Origin of the sequence: Streptomyces sp. NPDC086080 (assembly GCF_044540255.1) — a bacterium.
Classification (GTDB): domain Bacteria; phylum Actinomycetota; class Actinomycetes; order Streptomycetales; family Streptomycetaceae; genus Streptomyces.
This window is the reverse complement of record NZ_JBITRU010000005.1, coordinates 308,229-323,350: the sequence shown is the minus strand read 5'-3', so window position 1 is coordinate 323,350 and position 15,122 is coordinate 308,229. Positions and strand designations below refer to the sequence as shown.

The 15,122-nt window shown below is 72.5% G+C and carries 15 protein-coding genes; 6 read left to right on the top strand and 9 right to left on the bottom strand.

The features are described from left to right. Positions 1-458 precede the first annotated feature (458 nt). A complete protein-coding gene (locus ACIF9R_RS09355) occupies positions 459-1,097 on the top strand; it encodes a hypothetical protein (RefSeq protein WP_399976677.1) in 639 nt (212 codons plus the stop codon). A gap of 135 nt (positions 1,098-1,232) precedes the next feature. Further along, entirely contained in the window at positions 1,233-1,763 is a 531-nt protein-coding gene (gene mscL, locus ACIF9R_RS09350; protein ID WP_399976509.1) for a large conductance mechanosensitive channel protein MscL, read from the top strand. A 66-nt stretch (positions 1,764-1,829) separates the two neighbouring features. Here mscL and ACIF9R_RS09345 read toward each other — a convergent pair whose 3' ends face one another. Further along, complete coding sequence (locus ACIF9R_RS09345) at positions 1,830-2,006, bottom strand: hypothetical protein (RefSeq protein ID WP_399976507.1); 177 nt, start codon at positions 2,004-2,006, stop codon at positions 1,830-1,832. Between the two features lie 43 nt (positions 2,007-2,049). Here ACIF9R_RS09345 and ACIF9R_RS09340 point away from each other — a divergent pair, with 43 nt between their 5' ends. Together ACIF9R_RS09340 and ACIF9R_RS09335 are read left to right on the top strand one after the other, a co-directional pair. Then, positions 2,050-3,090, top strand: a complete 1,041-nt coding sequence (locus ACIF9R_RS09340) for a P1 family peptidase (protein WP_399976504.1) — start codon at positions 2,050-2,052, stop codon at positions 3,088-3,090. Between the two features lie 248 nt (positions 3,091-3,338). Then, positions 3,339-4,085, top strand: a complete 747-nt coding sequence (locus ACIF9R_RS09335; RefSeq protein ID WP_399976501.1) for a DUF6227 family protein — start codon at positions 3,339-3,341, stop codon at positions 4,083-4,085. A gap of 33 nt (positions 4,086-4,118) precedes the next feature. Here the strand turns inward: ACIF9R_RS09335 and ACIF9R_RS09330 are convergent, their stop codons facing one another. The 5 genes from ACIF9R_RS09330 to ACIF9R_RS09310 form a co-directional block, all read right to left on the bottom strand. Then, entirely contained in the window at positions 4,119-4,409 is a 291-nt protein-coding gene (locus ACIF9R_RS09330) for a hypothetical protein (RefSeq protein ID WP_399976499.1), read from the bottom strand. Between the two features lie 117 nt (positions 4,410-4,526). Further along, positions 4,527-6,605, bottom strand: a complete 2,079-nt coding sequence (locus tag ACIF9R_RS09325) for a fructose-specific PTS transporter subunit EIIC (RefSeq protein ID WP_399976496.1) — start codon at positions 6,603-6,605, stop codon at positions 4,527-4,529. 106 nt (positions 6,606-6,711) lie between these two features. Then, positions 6,712-7,659, bottom strand: coding sequence for a 1-phosphofructokinase (gene pfkB, locus ACIF9R_RS09320; protein WP_399976493.1), 948 nt, complete (start codon positions 7,657-7,659; stop codon positions 6,712-6,714). Then, complete coding sequence (locus ACIF9R_RS09315; protein WP_399976490.1) at positions 7,656-8,417, bottom strand: DeoR/GlpR family DNA-binding transcription regulator; 762 nt, start codon at positions 8,415-8,417, stop codon at positions 7,656-7,658. Before ACIF9R_RS09315 ends, pfkB begins: the two co-directional genes overlap by 4 nt. Positions 8,418-8,643: 226 nt before the next feature. Next, positions 8,644-10,173, bottom strand: a complete 1,530-nt coding sequence (locus ACIF9R_RS09310; protein ID WP_399976488.1) for an MFS transporter — start codon at positions 10,171-10,173, stop codon at positions 8,644-8,646. Between the two features lie 62 nt (positions 10,174-10,235). On the opposite strand from ACIF9R_RS09310, the gene ACIF9R_RS09305 reads away from it, so the two are divergent. Next, the gene (locus ACIF9R_RS09305; RefSeq protein WP_399976485.1) at positions 10,236-11,213 is read left to right on the top strand and encodes a helix-turn-helix transcriptional regulator; all 978 of its coding nucleotides are present in this window, start codon (positions 10,236-10,238) and stop codon (positions 11,211-11,213) included. A gap of 20 nt (positions 11,214-11,233) precedes the next feature. Here the strand turns inward: ACIF9R_RS09305 and ACIF9R_RS09300 are convergent, their stop codons facing one another. Beyond that, a complete protein-coding gene (locus ACIF9R_RS09300; RefSeq protein WP_399976482.1) occupies positions 11,234-11,947 on the bottom strand; it encodes a TetR/AcrR family transcriptional regulator in 714 nt (237 codons plus the stop codon). Between the two features lie 500 nt (positions 11,948-12,447). Then, positions 12,448-13,455 (bottom strand): RNA polymerase sigma factor RpoD/SigA, encoded by a 1,008-nt coding sequence (locus ACIF9R_RS09295; RefSeq protein ID WP_399976479.1) that lies wholly within the window; start codon positions 13,453-13,455, stop codon positions 12,448-12,450. A gap of 194 nt (positions 13,456-13,649) precedes the next feature. On the opposite strand from ACIF9R_RS09295, the gene ACIF9R_RS09290 reads away from it, so the two are divergent. Continuing rightward, positions 13,650-14,198: a GNAT family N-acetyltransferase gene (locus ACIF9R_RS09290; protein WP_399976674.1), complete on the top strand. Its 549-nt coding sequence runs from the start codon at positions 13,650-13,652 to the stop codon at positions 14,196-14,198. A 59-nt stretch (positions 14,199-14,257) separates the two neighbouring features. On the opposite strand, the gene ACIF9R_RS09285 is transcribed toward ACIF9R_RS09290, so the two are convergent. Next, positions 14,258-15,019, bottom strand: coding sequence for a dioxygenase (locus tag ACIF9R_RS09285; RefSeq protein ID WP_399976671.1), 762 nt, complete (start codon positions 15,017-15,019; stop codon positions 14,258-14,260). Positions 15,020-15,122 lie beyond the last annotated feature (103 nt).

Sequence of the window (15,122 nt, the reverse complement as noted above, 5' to 3'; positions counted from 1 at the left end):
CGCTGACGCCGATGGCAGCGCGTCCGGCTCGTGTCCGGGGAACGTGCGGCTCACAGTCGCGAAGAGTCCGGCTCGCGGCCGGGACGGGGCGGGGCGGGGTCCGGCTCGACGCTGACGCCGATGGCAGCGCGTCCGGCTCGTGTCCGGGGAACGTGCGGCTCACAGTCGCGAAGAGTCCGGCTCGCGGCCGGGACGGGGCGGGGCCGGGTCGAGCCGGGGGCGGGTCGGGGGCGGGTCAGGGCCGGCTCAGCGCTGATGACCGCACGGCCGGCTCGTGTCTGCGGTGGGTCCGGCTCGCGGCCGGGAGCGTGCGGCTCACGGGGCGGAGGGTTCCGTTCGGGTGGCGGGGTTTTCCACAGGACCGAGGAGCGTCCACAGGGCCCGGCGGCCCCTGGCCCAAGGCCCCATCGTGGGAGCCGCAAGCCGGTCCCTCGTCGCAGGTGGTGGTCCCCGTGTCCGTGCCCGAGTCCCTGTCCCGCCGTCCCTCCTCGCTCCGCTCCCCCTTCTTCTCCCCCTCCCCCTCTCCCTCCCCCGACCTTCCTCGCCCGCCCGGCGCCGATGTGCCGCCCCCGTGCGAGGTGCCGCACTTCGCCCCGGTGCGGGTGCGCGGCGGCCTGCCGCTCGCGGGCCGGCTCGTACGGCACCGGAGGCGGGCGGTGGCGGCCGGCCTCGTGGTCACGGCGGCGGCGCTCGTCGCGGCGGGCCCCCGGGACGCGGACCGGTCCCGGGGGCCCGCCGAAGGGGCTCCCGCGGTCCGGGCCGCCCCGGCGTCACCCGGAGACCGTCCCATGCGGACGCGGCACGCGGCGACGAGGGTGAAGGCACCGGTGCGGATCGCCGACGCGGCCACGGTGCGGCTGCTGCGGCCGGGCGACCTGGTGGATGTGATCGCCGCCGAGGAGACCGCGTCCGGCGGAGACGCCCGGGTGGTGGCGCGCGGGGCACGGGTGACCGAGGTCCCGGAACCGGACGGCGGAGCGGACGGTGGCGGGCCGGGCGACGGCGGGGCACTGGTCGTGCTGTCGGTGCCCCGCACGACGGCGGCCGGTCTGGCCGGCGCGAGCGCCACGGCACGACTGGCTGTGACCCTGTGCTGAACCGTACCCCTTCGGCCCCGGAGCCCCCGCACACCTCCCGCTCCGAACGACGCCACTGGACAGCCCGGCACGGGCGTGACGTAAGTTGCGGAACGCTTTCATCCGCACGACACGCACAAGAAATGAGGGCCCGCAGTGAGCGACCAGAAGAAGACGAGCGTCCTGCAAGGCTTCAAGGCCTTCCTGATGCGGGGCAATGTCGTCGATCTGGCCGTGGCGGTCGTCATCGGCGCCGCCTTCACCAACATCGTCAACGCGGTGGTGAAGGGGGTCATCAACCCGCTGGTGGGCGCGTTCGGCACCCAGAACCTGGACAGCTACAGCTCGTGTCTGAAGGGCCCCTGCGAGGGTACCGGGGATGCCGCGACGGGCGTCAGGATCCTGTGGGGGTCGGTCCTCGGTTCGACGCTGCAGTTCGTGATCACCGCCGGGGTCGTCTACTTCCTGATGGTGCTTCCCATGGCGAAGTACCTGGCCCGGGTGGAGGCCCGCCGCAAGGCGAAGGAAGGCGCGCACGAGGTCATAGAGATCACCGAGCTGGAAGTGCTCAAGGAGATCCGCGACACCCTCGTCGCGCAGCGCGGCTCGGCACAGGGCGGCTCGGCACCGGGCGGTCCCGGACTGGGCGGCTCGGGGCAGAGCGGCTGGGGAGACGGCGCGCGATAGGCCGCCACGCCGACGGGCGGTCCGGACCGCGCGGCCGACGTCACGGCGCCCGCCGGTGGGCCGGGTTCAGAGGTGGTGGGGCGGCTTCTCGTCGAGGAAGCGTTTCAGATCGGCGGCGCTGTCGCCGGACGGGCGCTCGCCCCACCCCCTGTCCGTGTCGTCCGACGACTGCTGGTCCATCGGGTCGTCGAAGACCAGCGCGGGCTTCGGCCGGCGCGGCCGGGGATCGGGGGCGTTACTCATGGCTCCAGGGTACGGCCGCGCCGGACCGGGCAGACCTGAGCCCATGACAGTTGACGCTCTGACGGATGTGGCCGGTGTGCGCGTAGGGCATGCCACGTGTGCCGGCGACGGGTGGCTCACCGGCACCACGGTCGTGCTCGCGCCCGAGGGCGGGGCGGTGACCGCGGTGGATGTGCGGGGTGGCGGTCCCGGCACGAAGGAGACCGACGCACTCGATCCGCGCAACCTGGTACAGAAGACCGAGGCGGTCGTGCTGACCGGTGGCAGCGCTTACGGGCTGGACGCGACGACCGGCGTGATGGCCTGGCTGGAGGAGCGGGGGCGCGGGGTGCGCGTCGGGCCGGATCCCACCCATGTGGTGCCGGTGGTACCGGCCGCCTGTGTCTTCGACCTGGGCCGGGGCGGCGACTTCCGGGCCCGCCCGGACGCGGCCACCGGCCGGGCCGCGGTCGAGGCCGCGGCGGCGAGCGAGCCTGGCGCGCCGGTGCCCCAGGGCTGTGTGGGCGCCGGTACGGGGGCGGTGGCCGGGCAGCTGAAGGGCGGGGTCGGCACGGCGAGCACGGTGCTGGACTCGGGGATCACGGTGGCCGCGCTGGTGGTGGCCAACGCGGCGGGATCGGTGGTGGATCCGGAAACGGGGGTGCTGTACGGGGAGTTGTTCCAGGGCCGGGTGCGTTACCCGGGGGCGGAGGTGCACGAGGCCGCGCTGCGGCGGCTGGCGGAGTCGGCGGAGCGCAACGCCCTTCCCCCGCTGAACACCACGCTGGCGGTGGTCGCCACCGACGCCGGGCTGTCCAAGGCACAGGCGCAGAAGCTGGCCGGCACCGCGCACGACGGCATCGCGCGAGCCGTACGGCCGGTGCATCTGCTGAGCGACGGGGACACCGTCTTCACCCTGGCCACGGGCGCGCGTCCGCTCGACGCGGCGAACCCGCTCGCCCTGAACGACGTGCTGGCGGCGGGCGCGGACATGGTGACCCGGGCGATCGTCCGGGCGGTGCGTGCCGCCGGGCCGGTGGACGGTCCGGGCGGGGCCTGGCCGTCGTACGGGGAGCTGTACGGAGAGGCGTACGGAGAGCCGTAGGGGGTGGCGAGGAGAGCCGGACGGGCATCGTGAGCGGGACCGGACCGGTCCGCGGCGCGATACGCACTCGGACCGCCGAAGTGCCGCCCGGCCGGGAAGAGTTGCCGTTCCGCGGGACGGGATGGGAATTCCTCGTGCGGCCCGGTCGTTTTCCCGCCAGACGTTTTCTCGGTTACCGGGCATGATGTCCGGCCGAGGGGCTACGGTATGCACCCACAAGGTGACATGCAGCGACGCCGGGAGAAACCTTGAGCGTTCCGTACGAGACGACAGCGTACGAACCACCTGACTCGCCCGAGTCTCCTGAGGAGCACCTCGCGCGACTCCTCGGTCGCGCCCTGAACTCCTTCGAGCTGCCGGACGAGACGATCGGCCGGCTGGACTGCGCGCTGGCGCACGACGGTTCGCTGCACTCCGCGCACCACAGCGCGGGACTGCACCGGGAGACGTACCGGCACACCTGGCTGCTCGCCGACGGTTCGGCGGTCACGCTCTGGGAGCTGGTCCACAACACCGCGCCGGGCGGCGAGCCGCAGCACGAGATCTACACGGACGAGGAGGAGCTGCGCACGGCCACGACCCGGCTGCCGCTGCCGCCGGACACCCCGGACTTCGAACTGCCGGTGGTGGTGCACCTGTCCCCGGCTCCGGTGCTGCGGCAGATGTACCTTCCGGACGGATCCGCGGACCACGCGCGCCGATTACTGCGCCGGGCGGAGAACACGGACCGGCCGGGCACGGAGACGGCCGCGCTGCTGGCCACGGCCTGTGCGCACCGGATCACCCAGGCCTTCGGCCGGCCCTTCACCGGGGGGCGGCCGGCACTCTGCTTCTCGCTCTACGAGCACGCGTTCCTGCTGGGTGACGGCGTGGAGCTGTCCCTGTGGGAGGTCGAGCACACCCTCACGCCGGACGGTCGGCACATGTGCGAGGTGTACACCAGCGAGGATGCGGCGCGGGACGCGATGGAGCGCCGGGCCGCACAGGTTTCCTGACGGGCGGACAGGCGCCGGAGGTCTGCCCGCGGTTCAGTCGTACTCGCCGAAGCGCCGTACCAGCCCGGCGAAGGCGTCGCGTTCCGCGTCGGTGAGCCGTACCGCTCCCGGTCCGGTCCGCCGCTGGCGCGGGACGGTCGGGACGCCATGGGGCGTATGCGTCTCGGAGACCTCCAGGTGCCCTGGCGCGCGCCTGCGCGCCCGCTCCCGCTCCCGCTCCCGTCGGCGCCGCAGGGCGTCGGCCAGACCCGCCGCGCAGGCCACGGCCACCAGTGTGAGGACGGTGACACCCGTCGTCCGCGGACTCGTCTCGTGCTCAGACATGCGGCCCAGTACACACCACGGTCCGGGACTTTGAGCCCCGGACCGTGAGGATCGTGATCTATATCGCAGTAGGCATGAACCCCCTATACCTACCCAAATGGACGCACCGTCGTGGCGTCACGCGGTGACCGGCTGTCTGCTCTCCGACGCCGGCACCGCTGCTCCCTCACCCGTCCCCGCACCGGCCGGAGCCGCCTTGCGCAGCCCCTTGAGGACGATCACCAGGGCCGCCGTGACACCGACGCCGGCCGCGATGGCGACCAGGTAGAGGAACGGGTTGCCGATCAGCGGAACCACGAAGATCCCGCCGTGCGGAGCACGCAGAGTGGCACCGAAGGCCATCGACAGGGCGCCGGTGACCGCGCCGCCCGCCATCGAGGCGGGGATCACACGCAGCGGGTCGGCGGCGGCGAACGGGATCGCGCCCTCGGAGATGAAGGAGGCGCCCAGGACCCAGGCGGCCTTGCCGTTCTCCCGTTCGGTGCGGTTGAAGAGCTTGCCCCGGACCGTCGTGGCCAGGGCCATCGCCAGCGGCGGCACCATGCCGGCGGCCATCACCGCGGCCATGATCTTCATCGCGGAGTCGCTGGGGCTCGCGACGGCGATCCCGGCGGTGGCGAAGGTGTAGGCGACCTTGTTGACGGGACCGCCGAGGTCGAAGCACATCATCAGGCCGAGCAGCGCGCCGAGCAGGACGGCGTTGGCGCCGGAGAGGCCGTTCAGCCAGTCCGTCATGGCCTTCTGCGCCTCGGCGATGGGCTTGCCGATGACGACGAACATCAGGAATCCGACGACCGCCGCGGAGATCAGCGGGATCACCACCACCGGCATGATGCCGCGCAGGGCCGTCGGGATGCGCACCTTCTGGATCGCGATCACCACGCCACCGGCGATCAGGCCGGCCGCCAGACCGCCGAGGAATCCGGCGTTGATGGTGAGCGAGATCGCGCCGCCGACGAAGCCGGGCACCAGGCCGGGCCGGTCGGCCATGCCGTAGGCGATGTATCCGGCCAGCACCGGGACGAGGAAGCCGAAGGCGACGCCGCCGATCTGGAAGAGCAGCGCGCCCCAGCTGTCGGCCTGGGTCCACACGAAGTGGTCCATCACCGAGGGCGCCTCGTTGATCTCGTAGCCGCCGATCGCGAAGCCGAGGGCGATGAGCAGACCGCCCGCCGCGACGAACGGCACCATGTAACTGACGCCGGACATCAGCCACTTGCGCAGTCTGCTGCCATAGCCCTCACCGGGTTCGCCGCCGCGCTCGACGGGCGTTCCGGCGGACGCGGCGGCCGTGACCTCGCCGCGCTCCGCCTTGCCTCTCACCTCGGTGATCAGGTCGGCGGGACGGTTGATGGCCGCCTTGACCCCGGTGTCGACGGTGGGCTTGCCGGCGAAGCGGTCCTTCTCCCGTACGGGGACGTCATGGGCGAAGATCACGCCGTCCGCCGCCGCGATCACGGCCGGGTCGAGCCGGGTGAAGCCCGCCGAGCCCTGGGTCTCGACGACGATCTCGACGCCCGCCTCCCGCCCCGCGTTCTCCAGCGACTCGGCCGCCATGTAGGTGTGGGCGATACCGGTGGGGCAGGAGGTGACGGCGACGACCCGGAACGGCCGGTCCGTGTCGGTGGCGGTGGCGGTGGCGATGGCGGTGGCGATGGTGCCCGTGGCGGTGTCGGCGGAGGCCGCCGCCGGCACCGCCACGGAGTCCTCAGGGCCCACGGAGACCTCAGGGCCCATGGAGTCCTCGGAGCCGGCCTCTTCGCCCCGGATCAGCGCCGCCGCTGCCGCCGCTCCGTCCACCGACCGCAGAGCGTCGGTGAACTCCGTGTTCATCAGCTGCCGGGCCAGCGACGACAGGATCGTCAGATGGGCGTCGTCCGCGCCGGCCGGGGCGGCGATCAGGAAGATCAGGTCGGCGGGCCCGTCCGCCGCGCCGAAGTCGATCCCGGCCGCACTGCGCCCGAAGGCCAGCGTCGGCTCGGTGACATGCTCGCTGCGGCAGTGCGGGATGCCGATGCCGCCGTCGAGACCGGTCGGCATCTGGGCCTCGCGGGTGGCGACGTCGGCGAGGAAGCCCTCCAGGTCGGTCACCCGGCCCTGGGCCACCATGCGCTCGGCGAGCGCGCGGGCCGCCGCTTCCCTGGTATCGGCGGACAGGTCGAGGTCGACCAGGTCCGCGGTGATCATCTCGCTCATCGCGGGCTCCTTCGCACGCGTATCGCCCGTACAGCGGGGTGGGCGGGGGAGGGGACGGGGGTGGGGAAGGGAGAGACGAGGCGGGGGCCGGCGGTGGCGCGGGGCTTCATGACACCGGCTCCCTCAGCACACGGTTCACGGGGACCTCGGCCGTGACCGTCACCGCGGCCGGGTCCAGGTCGCCCGGCGTCGGCATCACGCTGCCGGGCAGCCGGACGGCGGCCGCACCGTGCGCGACGGCGGAGACGAGCGCCTCGGGTCCGCGCCCGCCGGCGACGAGGAACCCGGCGAGGGAGGAGTCTCCGGCGCCCACATTGCTGCGGACGGCGTCCACGGGGGCGGAGCCGAACCAGGCACCGTCGTCGTCGACGAGCAGTTGCCCGTCGGCACCGAGGCTGGCGAGGACGGCCCGGGCGCCCGCCTGGCGCAGTTCCTCGGCCGCCTTCAGCGCGTCGCCCACCGTGCTCAGCGGGCGTCGCACGGCCTCGGCGAGTTCCGCCGCGTTCGGCTTCACCACATCGGGCCGCTCGCGCAGGGCGGCGAGCAGCGCCGGTCCGGAGGTGTCCAGGGCGATCCGTACGCCGGCGGCGTGCACCCGGGCGACCAGTTCGGCGTACCAGGAGGGGGCGAGTCCGCGCGGCAGGCTGCCGCAGCAGGCGATCCAGTCGGCGCCCGGGGCCTGCCGGCGCACGGTGTCCAGGAGCAGTTCCTGTTCGGCCGCCGTCAGTTCGGGACCGGGCGCGTTGATCTTCGTCAGTACGCCGTCGGCCTCGGCGAGCGCGATGTTGGAGCGGGTGGCTCCGGCGACCGGGACCGGGGCGGCCTCGATGCCCTGCGCGTCGAGCAGGTCGGCGACCAGGGCGCCCGGTGCGCCGCCCAGCGGCAGGACGGCGATCGTGCGCCGGCCGGCCGCGGCGACGGCGCGCGAGACGTTGACCCCCTTGCCCCCGGGGTCGACGCGTTCGCCGGTGGCCCGGACGACCGCACCGCGGTCCAGCGAGGGGACCTCGTAGGTGCGGTCCAGGGACGGGTTGGGGGTGACGGTGAGGATCATGCGCGTACTACTTCCGTGCCGTCGCGTTCGATCGCGGCGGCTTCCTGAGGGCTCAGCCCGGTGTCGGTGATCAGCAGGTCCACATCGCCCAGGTCGCCGAAGCGGGCGAAGTGCTCCTGGCCGTGCTTGGAGGAGTCGGCGAGCAGGACCACCCGGCGGGCGGCGGCCATGGCCGCGCGTTTCACGGCGGCCTCGGCGAGGTCGGGGGTGGTCAGCCCGTACTCGGCGGAGAACCCGTTGGCGGCGATGAACAGGACGTCCGCGCGGATCTCGGCGTACGCGCGCAGCGCCCAGGCGTCCACGGCGGCCCGCGTACGGTGCCGGACGCGCCCTCCGACCAGGTGCAGCTGGATGCCGGGGTGGTCGGCGAGGCGGGCCGCGATGGGCAGGCTGTGGGTGACGACGGTGAGCGAGGCGTCCACCGGCAGCAGGCCGGCGAGCCGCGCGGACGTCGAACCGGCGTCGACGATCACGGTGCCGTCGGCCGGGAGTTCCGCCAGTGCGGCACGGGCGATGCGGTCCTTCTCGTCGGCTGCGGTGGTCTCCCGCTCGGCGAGGTCCGGTTCGAAGTCGAGGCGTCCGGCGGGGATGGCCCCGCCGTGCACCCTGCGGACCAGTCCGGCGCGGTCGAGCGCCTTCAGGTCCCTGCGGATGGTTTCGGCGGTCACCTGGAACTCCTCGGCCAGCGAGACCACGTCCACCCGGCCGCCGTCACGGGCGAGCCGAAGGATCTCCTGCTGGCGTTCCGGTGCGTACATGTCCGCCTGCCTCCCGGTCCGGTGCTGCCCGAACGTGTGGTTCAGCTCGGAGAGTACGTCGGGATGTCCGGAAAGTAAACAGATCCGGGCAGGAGTGGGCACAATCGGGCTTCTGTTTGTGCCCGGTCCTCGGCTCCACGGAGCGACGGAAGGGCCCGGCACCCAGGGAGCTGTCCATCCCCGGGTGCCGGGCCCTTCCGTCGGCCGACGACGTGTCCTGTCCCCCTCAGGACACCAGCTCCGGCTCCTTCTCCACACCCACCGCTGCCGCCGCCGGAGTCTCCCCCGCCCCCTCCACATGCTGGGCCGGGCGCTTCGGCAGGGCGAACATCAGCAGGAAGATCACGCCCAGCACCGCGGCCACCCAGCCCAGCGCGTGCTCGAACCCGTCCACGAAGGCCGGACCCACCTCGGCCGGGGCGAGCCGCTCGTCGATCACCCCGAAGAACACCACCGACACCAGGCCGAGCCCCAGCGCGTTGCCCATCTGCTGCACGGTGTTGATCAGCCCCGACGCCGACCCGGCGTGCTCACGCGGCACCTCGGACAGCACCGCGTCGGTCAGCGGAGCCACGATCAGCCCCATACCGGCGCCCATGACCACCAGCGGGAGCGCCATCTGCCAGGAGGCGATGGACTGGCCGTACCGCCCCGCCTCCCACAGGTAGATCAGCACACCGGCCGCCATCACCAGCGCCCCGGCCTGGAGCACCTTGCGCCCATAGCGCGGGACCAGCAACTGCACCGACAACCCGGCCGCCACGGACACCGCGACGGAGAACGGCACCCCGGTCAGACCGGCCCGCAGCACGCTCCAGCCGAGGCCGATCTGCAGGTACAGCGTCCACACGAGGAAGAAGATGCCGAGGCCGATGCCGAACACCGTCTGCACCGCGATGCCCGCCGCGAAGCTCTTCACCCGGAACAGCGACAGCTCGATCAGCGGGGAGCCGTCCCGCGCGCTCTTGCCCCGCTCGTACGCCACCAGCGCCCCGAAGACCGCCACCGAGCCCGCCATCGACGCGTATCCCCACAGCGGCCAGCCCAGCTCACGGCCGCGGGTGAGCGGGTAGAGCAGCATCAGCAGCCCCAGCGTCACCAGCGCGACGCCCACCAGGTCCAGCTTCAGGGCGCGCGGCGCCTTCGACTCGGTGATGAAGCGGCTGCCGAGGACCAGGCCCGCGATGCCCACCGGCAGGTTGATCAGGAAGATCGGCCGCCATTCCAGACCGAACAGGTTCCACTCCGTCAGCAGCGCGCCGAGCAACGGTCCGGACACCGCCCCCAGGCCGACGATCGCGCCGAACAGCCCGAACACCTTGCCGCGTTCGTGCGCCGGGAAGGTGGCGTGCACGATCGACAGCACCTGCGGCACCATCAGCGCCGCCATGGCGCCCTGCAGGATGCGCGAGGCGACCAGCATCTCGGGGTTCACCGCGAACCCGCACAGCGCGGAGGCGAGGGTGAAGCCGCCGATGCCGACGAGGAAGATCCGCTTGCGGCCGTGGATGTCGCCGAGCCGGCCACCGGTGACGAGCCCGGCGGCGAAGGCCAGCGCGTAACCGGCGGTGATCCACTGGATCTGGCTGAAGGTGGCGCCCTCGTCGCGCTGGATGGACGGGATCGCGATGTTGACGATGGTGACGTCGACGAGGTCCATGAAGGCCGCGGTCATCACGATCGCCAGCGCGAACCAGCGGCGGCGGTCGCCCGCGACGGGCCGCGGCGCTGTGTGCGGGGTGTCGGTGAAGGTCATGTCCCCGAAGCTATGACCCAAGTAGGTCGGATCGGGTCCTATTTCTGCGGCATCCTCGACGCATGACGACGGACACACCGGCGCGGCTCCTGACCCTCCTCTCCCTCCTCCAGACACCCCGCGAATGGCCCGGCGGCGAGTTGGCCGCCCGGCTCGGGGTCTCCCGGCGCACCGTCCGGCGGGACATCGACCGGCTGCGTGAGCTCGGCTATCCCGTACAGGCGACCCTCGGCGCGGACGGCGGCTACCGGCTCGTCGCCGGCAAGGCGATGCCGCCCCTGGTGCTCGACGACGAGGAGGCGGTGGCCATCGCCGTCGGACTGCGGGCCGGGGCCGGGCACGCGCTGGAGGGCGTGGACGAGGCGTCCGTGCGGGCCCTGGCGAAGCTGGAACAGGTGCTGCCCAGCAGGCTGCGCCACCGGGTCAGCACACTCCAGGCCGCGACCACCCCGCTGACCAGCGGCGACGGAGCGACGATCGCACCGGAGACCCTCACCGTCATGGCCTCCACGGTGGCCGGGCACGAACGCCTGCGGTTCGCCTACCGGGCGGCCGACGGTACGGAATCCCGGCGCGTGACGGAGCCGTACCGGCTGGTGTCGACCGGACGGCGCTGGTACCTCGTGGCGTACGACCTCGACCGCGCGGACTGGCGGACCTTCCGCGTCGACCGGGTGAGCGACCCCTTCGCCACCGGGGCGCGATTCACCCCGAGGGAGCTGCCGACGGGCAGCGCGGCGGAATATCTGCGCCGGTCCATGTACCGAGGGCACGAGTCCTACGAGATGGTCGTCACCTTCGCCGCACCGGCGGCGGCGGTGGCGGCCCGCCTGCCGGGCTGGCTGGGCACGCCCGAGCCGCTGGACGAGGGCGGCTGCCGGCTACGGGCGACGGTGCACGACGCCAAGCACTGGATGGCGGTACGGCTGGCCATGCTGGGCCACGACTTCACCGTGCACGAACCCGCGGAACTCGTCGAGTCCGTACGGGAACTGGGCGCGCGCATGACCCGGGCGGCGGCGGGCGCGGACGGGCCGTGAGCCGGCCGCGGCACCGGACGTCAGTCTCCCCACGGGAAGTCCCGCAGCGCCGCCAGGTTGGCCACGGCCAGTTCCGCCGGACCCTGTGGCCCCTCCGCGGGCCCGTCGCCCGCCGCCCAGTTCTCCATGGCCGTGCGCACGGCCGCACTCGCGACGGCCGCGGCGAAGCCCAGCCGGCCGCGTGCGGCGATGTCGCCGGTGTCGTAGGCGCCGTAGGTGTCGTCGGTGTCACAGGCGCCGTAGGTGTCGTGAGCGGCCGTCAGCCGTTCCGCCAGTACCTCGGACAGGCTCCGCTCCGACGCCTGGCACGCCTCCGCCCACACCCTGCGCAGGGCCGGGTTCTCCTGCGCCAGCCGGATCAGGGCGCGGACCCAGTCCCAGGAGGCCACCGACACCCCGGCACCGGGCGTCAGCGTATGCCGCACGGCGTCCTCCAGGACCCTCGGCAGCGACACCCCGGCCGGGGCGGTACGCACCGCCTCGACCCAGCGCTGGGCGCCCGCCGCGTAGAGCGGGCCGATGGCCTCCTCCTTGCCGGGGAAATACCGGTAGAAGGTGCGCGGGGCGACACCGGCCGCCCGGGCGATGTCCTCGGCCCGGGTGGTCCGCAGTCCCTGCCGGACGAAGAGCCCCGCCGCCGCGTGGGCGATCTCCATACGGGTCTCGGCCTTGCGCCGTTCGGTCAGCGACAGCGCGGGGGGCGGCAGGGGCGGGGTCGGGGTGGTGCTGCTCACCCGCGGCAGGCTATGCCCATGTGGCACAATCTGCCATCTGGCGGGCCACCCCGGGGTTCAGGTTCGGGGTGACCCGCTTTCCTCATGCCCGTTTTCTCATGCCCCGTTTCCGCAGGGCCCCGTCTTCGCAGGCCTCGCTCTCGCATCCCCCGCTCCCGCATCCCCCGCTCCCGCATGCCCCGGTTCGGCTCGTGGACAGCGAAAGAGCCGGGCCCGGCGCCCGGGGGGAGGGGCGCCGAACCCGGCCTTGGGAAGTCCCGGCGCCGGGGGGGTTGTGCGTCGGGACGTGGCTCGTGCGAATCCGGGGTCGGACTCAGCGGGCTGAAGTCCCCGAGGTCCGAACTCCTGGGCTCTGGATTCTTGTTCCCTGGGCCCAGCGGGTTGAAGCGGCGGGGAACGGCCATGTTTTGCGCGGTCTTTCGCCACCCGGCGTACGCGGCCGGGGTGTTCACGCTACCGCGACGGTCGCGGCAGCCACCCCGGCGCGTCGGAGCCGGCGCTCACGCCGCCGCGTCGAAGCCGGTGTCGCGGGCCAGCTTCTTCAGCTCCAGCAGCGCGTGCTTCTCGATCTGACGGATGCGCTCGCGGGTCAGGCCGTGTTCCTTGCCGACCTCGGTCAGCGTGCGCTCGCGGCCGTCCTCGATGCCGTAGCGCATCTTGATGATGGAGGCCGTGCGCTGGTCGAGGCGGCCGATCAGGTCGTCGAGCTCCTCACTGCGCAGCAGCGTCAGCACCGACTGCTCGGGCGACACCGCCGAGGTGTCCTCCAGCAGGTCACCGAACTGGGTCTCGCCCTCGTCGTCCACCGACATGTTCAGCGAGACCGGGTCACGCGCCCAGTCGAGCACATCGGTGACCCGCTCCGGCGTGGAGCCGAGCTCGGCGGCGATCTCCGCGGGCTCCGGGTCCCGGCCGTGCTCACGGTTGAACTCGCGCTGCACGCGCCGTATCCGGCCCAGCTCCTCCACCAGGTGGACGGGCAGCCGGATGGTGCGCGACTGGTCGGCTATGGACCGCGTGATGGCCTGCCGGATCCACCAGGTGGCGTAGGTCGAGAACTTGAAGCCCTTGCGGTAGTCGAACTTCTCGACCGCGCGCACCAGACCGGCGTTGCCCTCCTGGATCAGGTCGAGAAGCGGCAGGCCGCTCCTCGGGTACCGGCGGGCCACGGCGACGACCAGACGGAGGTTGGAGCGGATGAACACGTCCTTCGCGCGCTCGCTCGCGTCGTACAGGGCCTGGAGCTCCTCGGTGGTGGCCCCGGCCTTGTTCTCCTCCTCGCCGTCGAGGATCTGCTTCGCGAACACACCCGCTTCGATGATCTGGGACAGCTCGACCTCCTTGGCGGCGTCGAGCAGCGGCGTGCGCGCGATCTCGTCGAGGTACATGCCGACCAGGTCGCGATCGGCGATCTCGCCACTGTGGGCGCGAACAGCGCGAACACTGCTTGCCACGTCGGCCGTCTCGCCGGAGGCGGACTTACGACGGGCGACGGCACGGGTTGCCATGCGTGCTCCCTTGCGATGTTGAGGTCAGCGGGTGGTCCTGCGGACGCTCGGCACGTTCTTCAGGTTCTCTTCCGGACTCTGCTCGGGTGCCCGCATCCGTAGGAAACAACGACTGGAATCCGGACAGAATTCCCAACCCGACCCCCGATTTTTCTGATCATGCAGTACCCTGTCGGCCCATGCGCGGAGGTGCGATGCCGTCGGAGCACGCGGAGGTCCAGGTCAGGCCGGGCGGGGAGGACGACCTGACGGCCCTCACCGACCTGTACAACCACTACGTGCGTGAGACGGCGATCACATTCGACACCTCGCCGTTCACCCCGGAGGAGCGCCGCCCTTGGCTGCTCTCTCACCCTGTAGACGGGCCGTACCGCCTGATGGTTGCCACGGACGGCACTCCGGGGCAGATTCTGGGATACGCCACCTCCAGCCCCTTCCGCCCCAAGCCCGCGTACGCGACCTCCGTGGAGACGACGGTGTACGTCGCCCCGGACGCCGGCCGGCGCGGCATCGGCACCCTGCTCTACACGGCCCTTTTCGCGGCCCTGGCAGGCGAGGGACTGCACCGCGCCTACGCCGGCATCGCCGAGCCGAACGACGCGTCGACCCGCCTGCACGAACGCTTCGGTTTCCGGCACGTCGGCACCTACCGCGAGGTGGGGCGCAAGTTCGGCCGCTGGTGGGACGTGGCCTGGTACGAGAAGGAGCTGCGGCCCGTCCAGGAGTCACGGCCCGGCCGGTGACCGGTGCCCGGTGCCCGGTGCCCGGTGTCCAGTGTCCGGCCACCCCACCCGGCGCCGGCTCAGCCGAACTGCACCGACCGTTTGGCCAGCCCCATCCAGAACCCGTCGATCACGGACTTCTGTTTTCCGAGCTCACCGGCCGCGTCCGCGGCGCCCATGGTCACGAAGAGGGGGGCGAAGTGCTCCGTACGCGGGTGGGCGAGCAGGCCCGCCGGGGACTTGCGGGTGAAGTCGAGCAGCCCGTCCACGTCCTTCGCCTCCAGCGCCTCCCGGCCCCAGGCGTCGAACTCCGCCGACCAGGCGGGGATGCCGCCCTGCCGCAGCGCGGCCAGGTTGTGGGTGAAGAACCCGGAGCCGATGATCAGCACACCCTCGTCGCGCAGCGGCGCGAGCCTGCGTCCGATCTCCATCAGCTTCACCGGGTCCAGCGTCGGCATGGAGACCTGGAGCACGGGGATGTCGGCCCCGGGGTACATCTCGACCAGCGGGACGTACGCACCGTGGTCCAGGCCCCGGTCCGGGACGTCCTGCACGGGCATGCCCGGGGCGCGCAGCAGCCCCCGGACGGAGTCGGCGAGGGCCGGGGCTCCGGGGGCGTCGTAGGTGACCTGGTAGTAGTGCTCGGGGAAGCCCCAGAAGTCGTAGCCGAGGGGGACCGTCCCGGTGGCCCCGAGGGCGAGCGGGGCCTCCTCCCAGTGGGCGGAGACGACGAGGATCGCCTTCGGGCGCGGCAGGCCCGCGGACCACGCGGCCAGCTCTCCGGGCCAGACGGGATCGTCGGCCAGCGGCGGGGCGCCGTGACTGAGATAGAGCGCGGGCATGCGTTCCTGAGTAGCGGCGGTCATGACGGCGACTCCTTTCGGCAGGCTTCCCTGAGGTGCTGGAGGTTACTCGTGTTATTTGAACTCTCAACTTCCATCGTCG

Coding starts and splice junctions, on each gene's coding strand:
- ACIF9R_RS09345 (WP_399976507.1), bottom strand. CDS start 2,006: ATGAGTAACGCCCCCGATCCCCGGCCGCGCCGGCCGAAGCCCGCGCTG.
- ACIF9R_RS09340 (WP_399976504.1), top strand. CDS start 2,050: ATGACAGTTGACGCTCTGACGGATGTGGCCGGTGTGCGCGTAGGGCAT.
- ACIF9R_RS09330 (WP_399976499.1), bottom strand. CDS start 4,409: ATGTCTGAGCACGAGACGAGTCCGCGGACGACGGGTGTCACCGTCCTC.
- ACIF9R_RS09325 (WP_399976496.1), bottom strand. CDS start 6,605: ATGAGCGAGATGATCACCGCGGACCTGGTCGACCTCGACCTGTCCGCC.
- pfkB (WP_399976493.1), bottom strand. CDS start 7,659: ATGATCCTCACCGTCACCCCCAACCCGTCCCTGGACCGCACCTACGAG.
- ACIF9R_RS09315 (WP_399976490.1), bottom strand. CDS start 8,417: ATGTACGCACCGGAACGCCAGCAGGAGATCCTTCGGCTCGCCCGTGAC.
- ACIF9R_RS09310 (WP_399976488.1), bottom strand. CDS start 10,173: ATGACCTTCACCGACACCCCGCACACAGCGCCGCGGCCCGTCGCGGGC.
- ACIF9R_RS09305 (WP_399976485.1), top strand. CDS start 10,236: ATGACGACGGACACACCGGCGCGGCTCCTGACCCTCCTCTCCCTCCTC.
- ACIF9R_RS09295 (WP_399976479.1), bottom strand. CDS start 13,455: ATGGCAACCCGTGCCGTCGCCCGTCGTAAGTCCGCCTCCGGCGAGACG.
- ACIF9R_RS09290 (WP_399976674.1), top strand. CDS start 13,650: ATGCCGTCGGAGCACGCGGAGGTCCAGGTCAGGCCGGGCGGGGAGGAC.
- ACIF9R_RS09285 (WP_399976671.1), bottom strand. CDS start 15,019: ATGCCCGCGCTCTATCTCAGTCACGGCGCCCCGCCGCTGGCCGACGAT.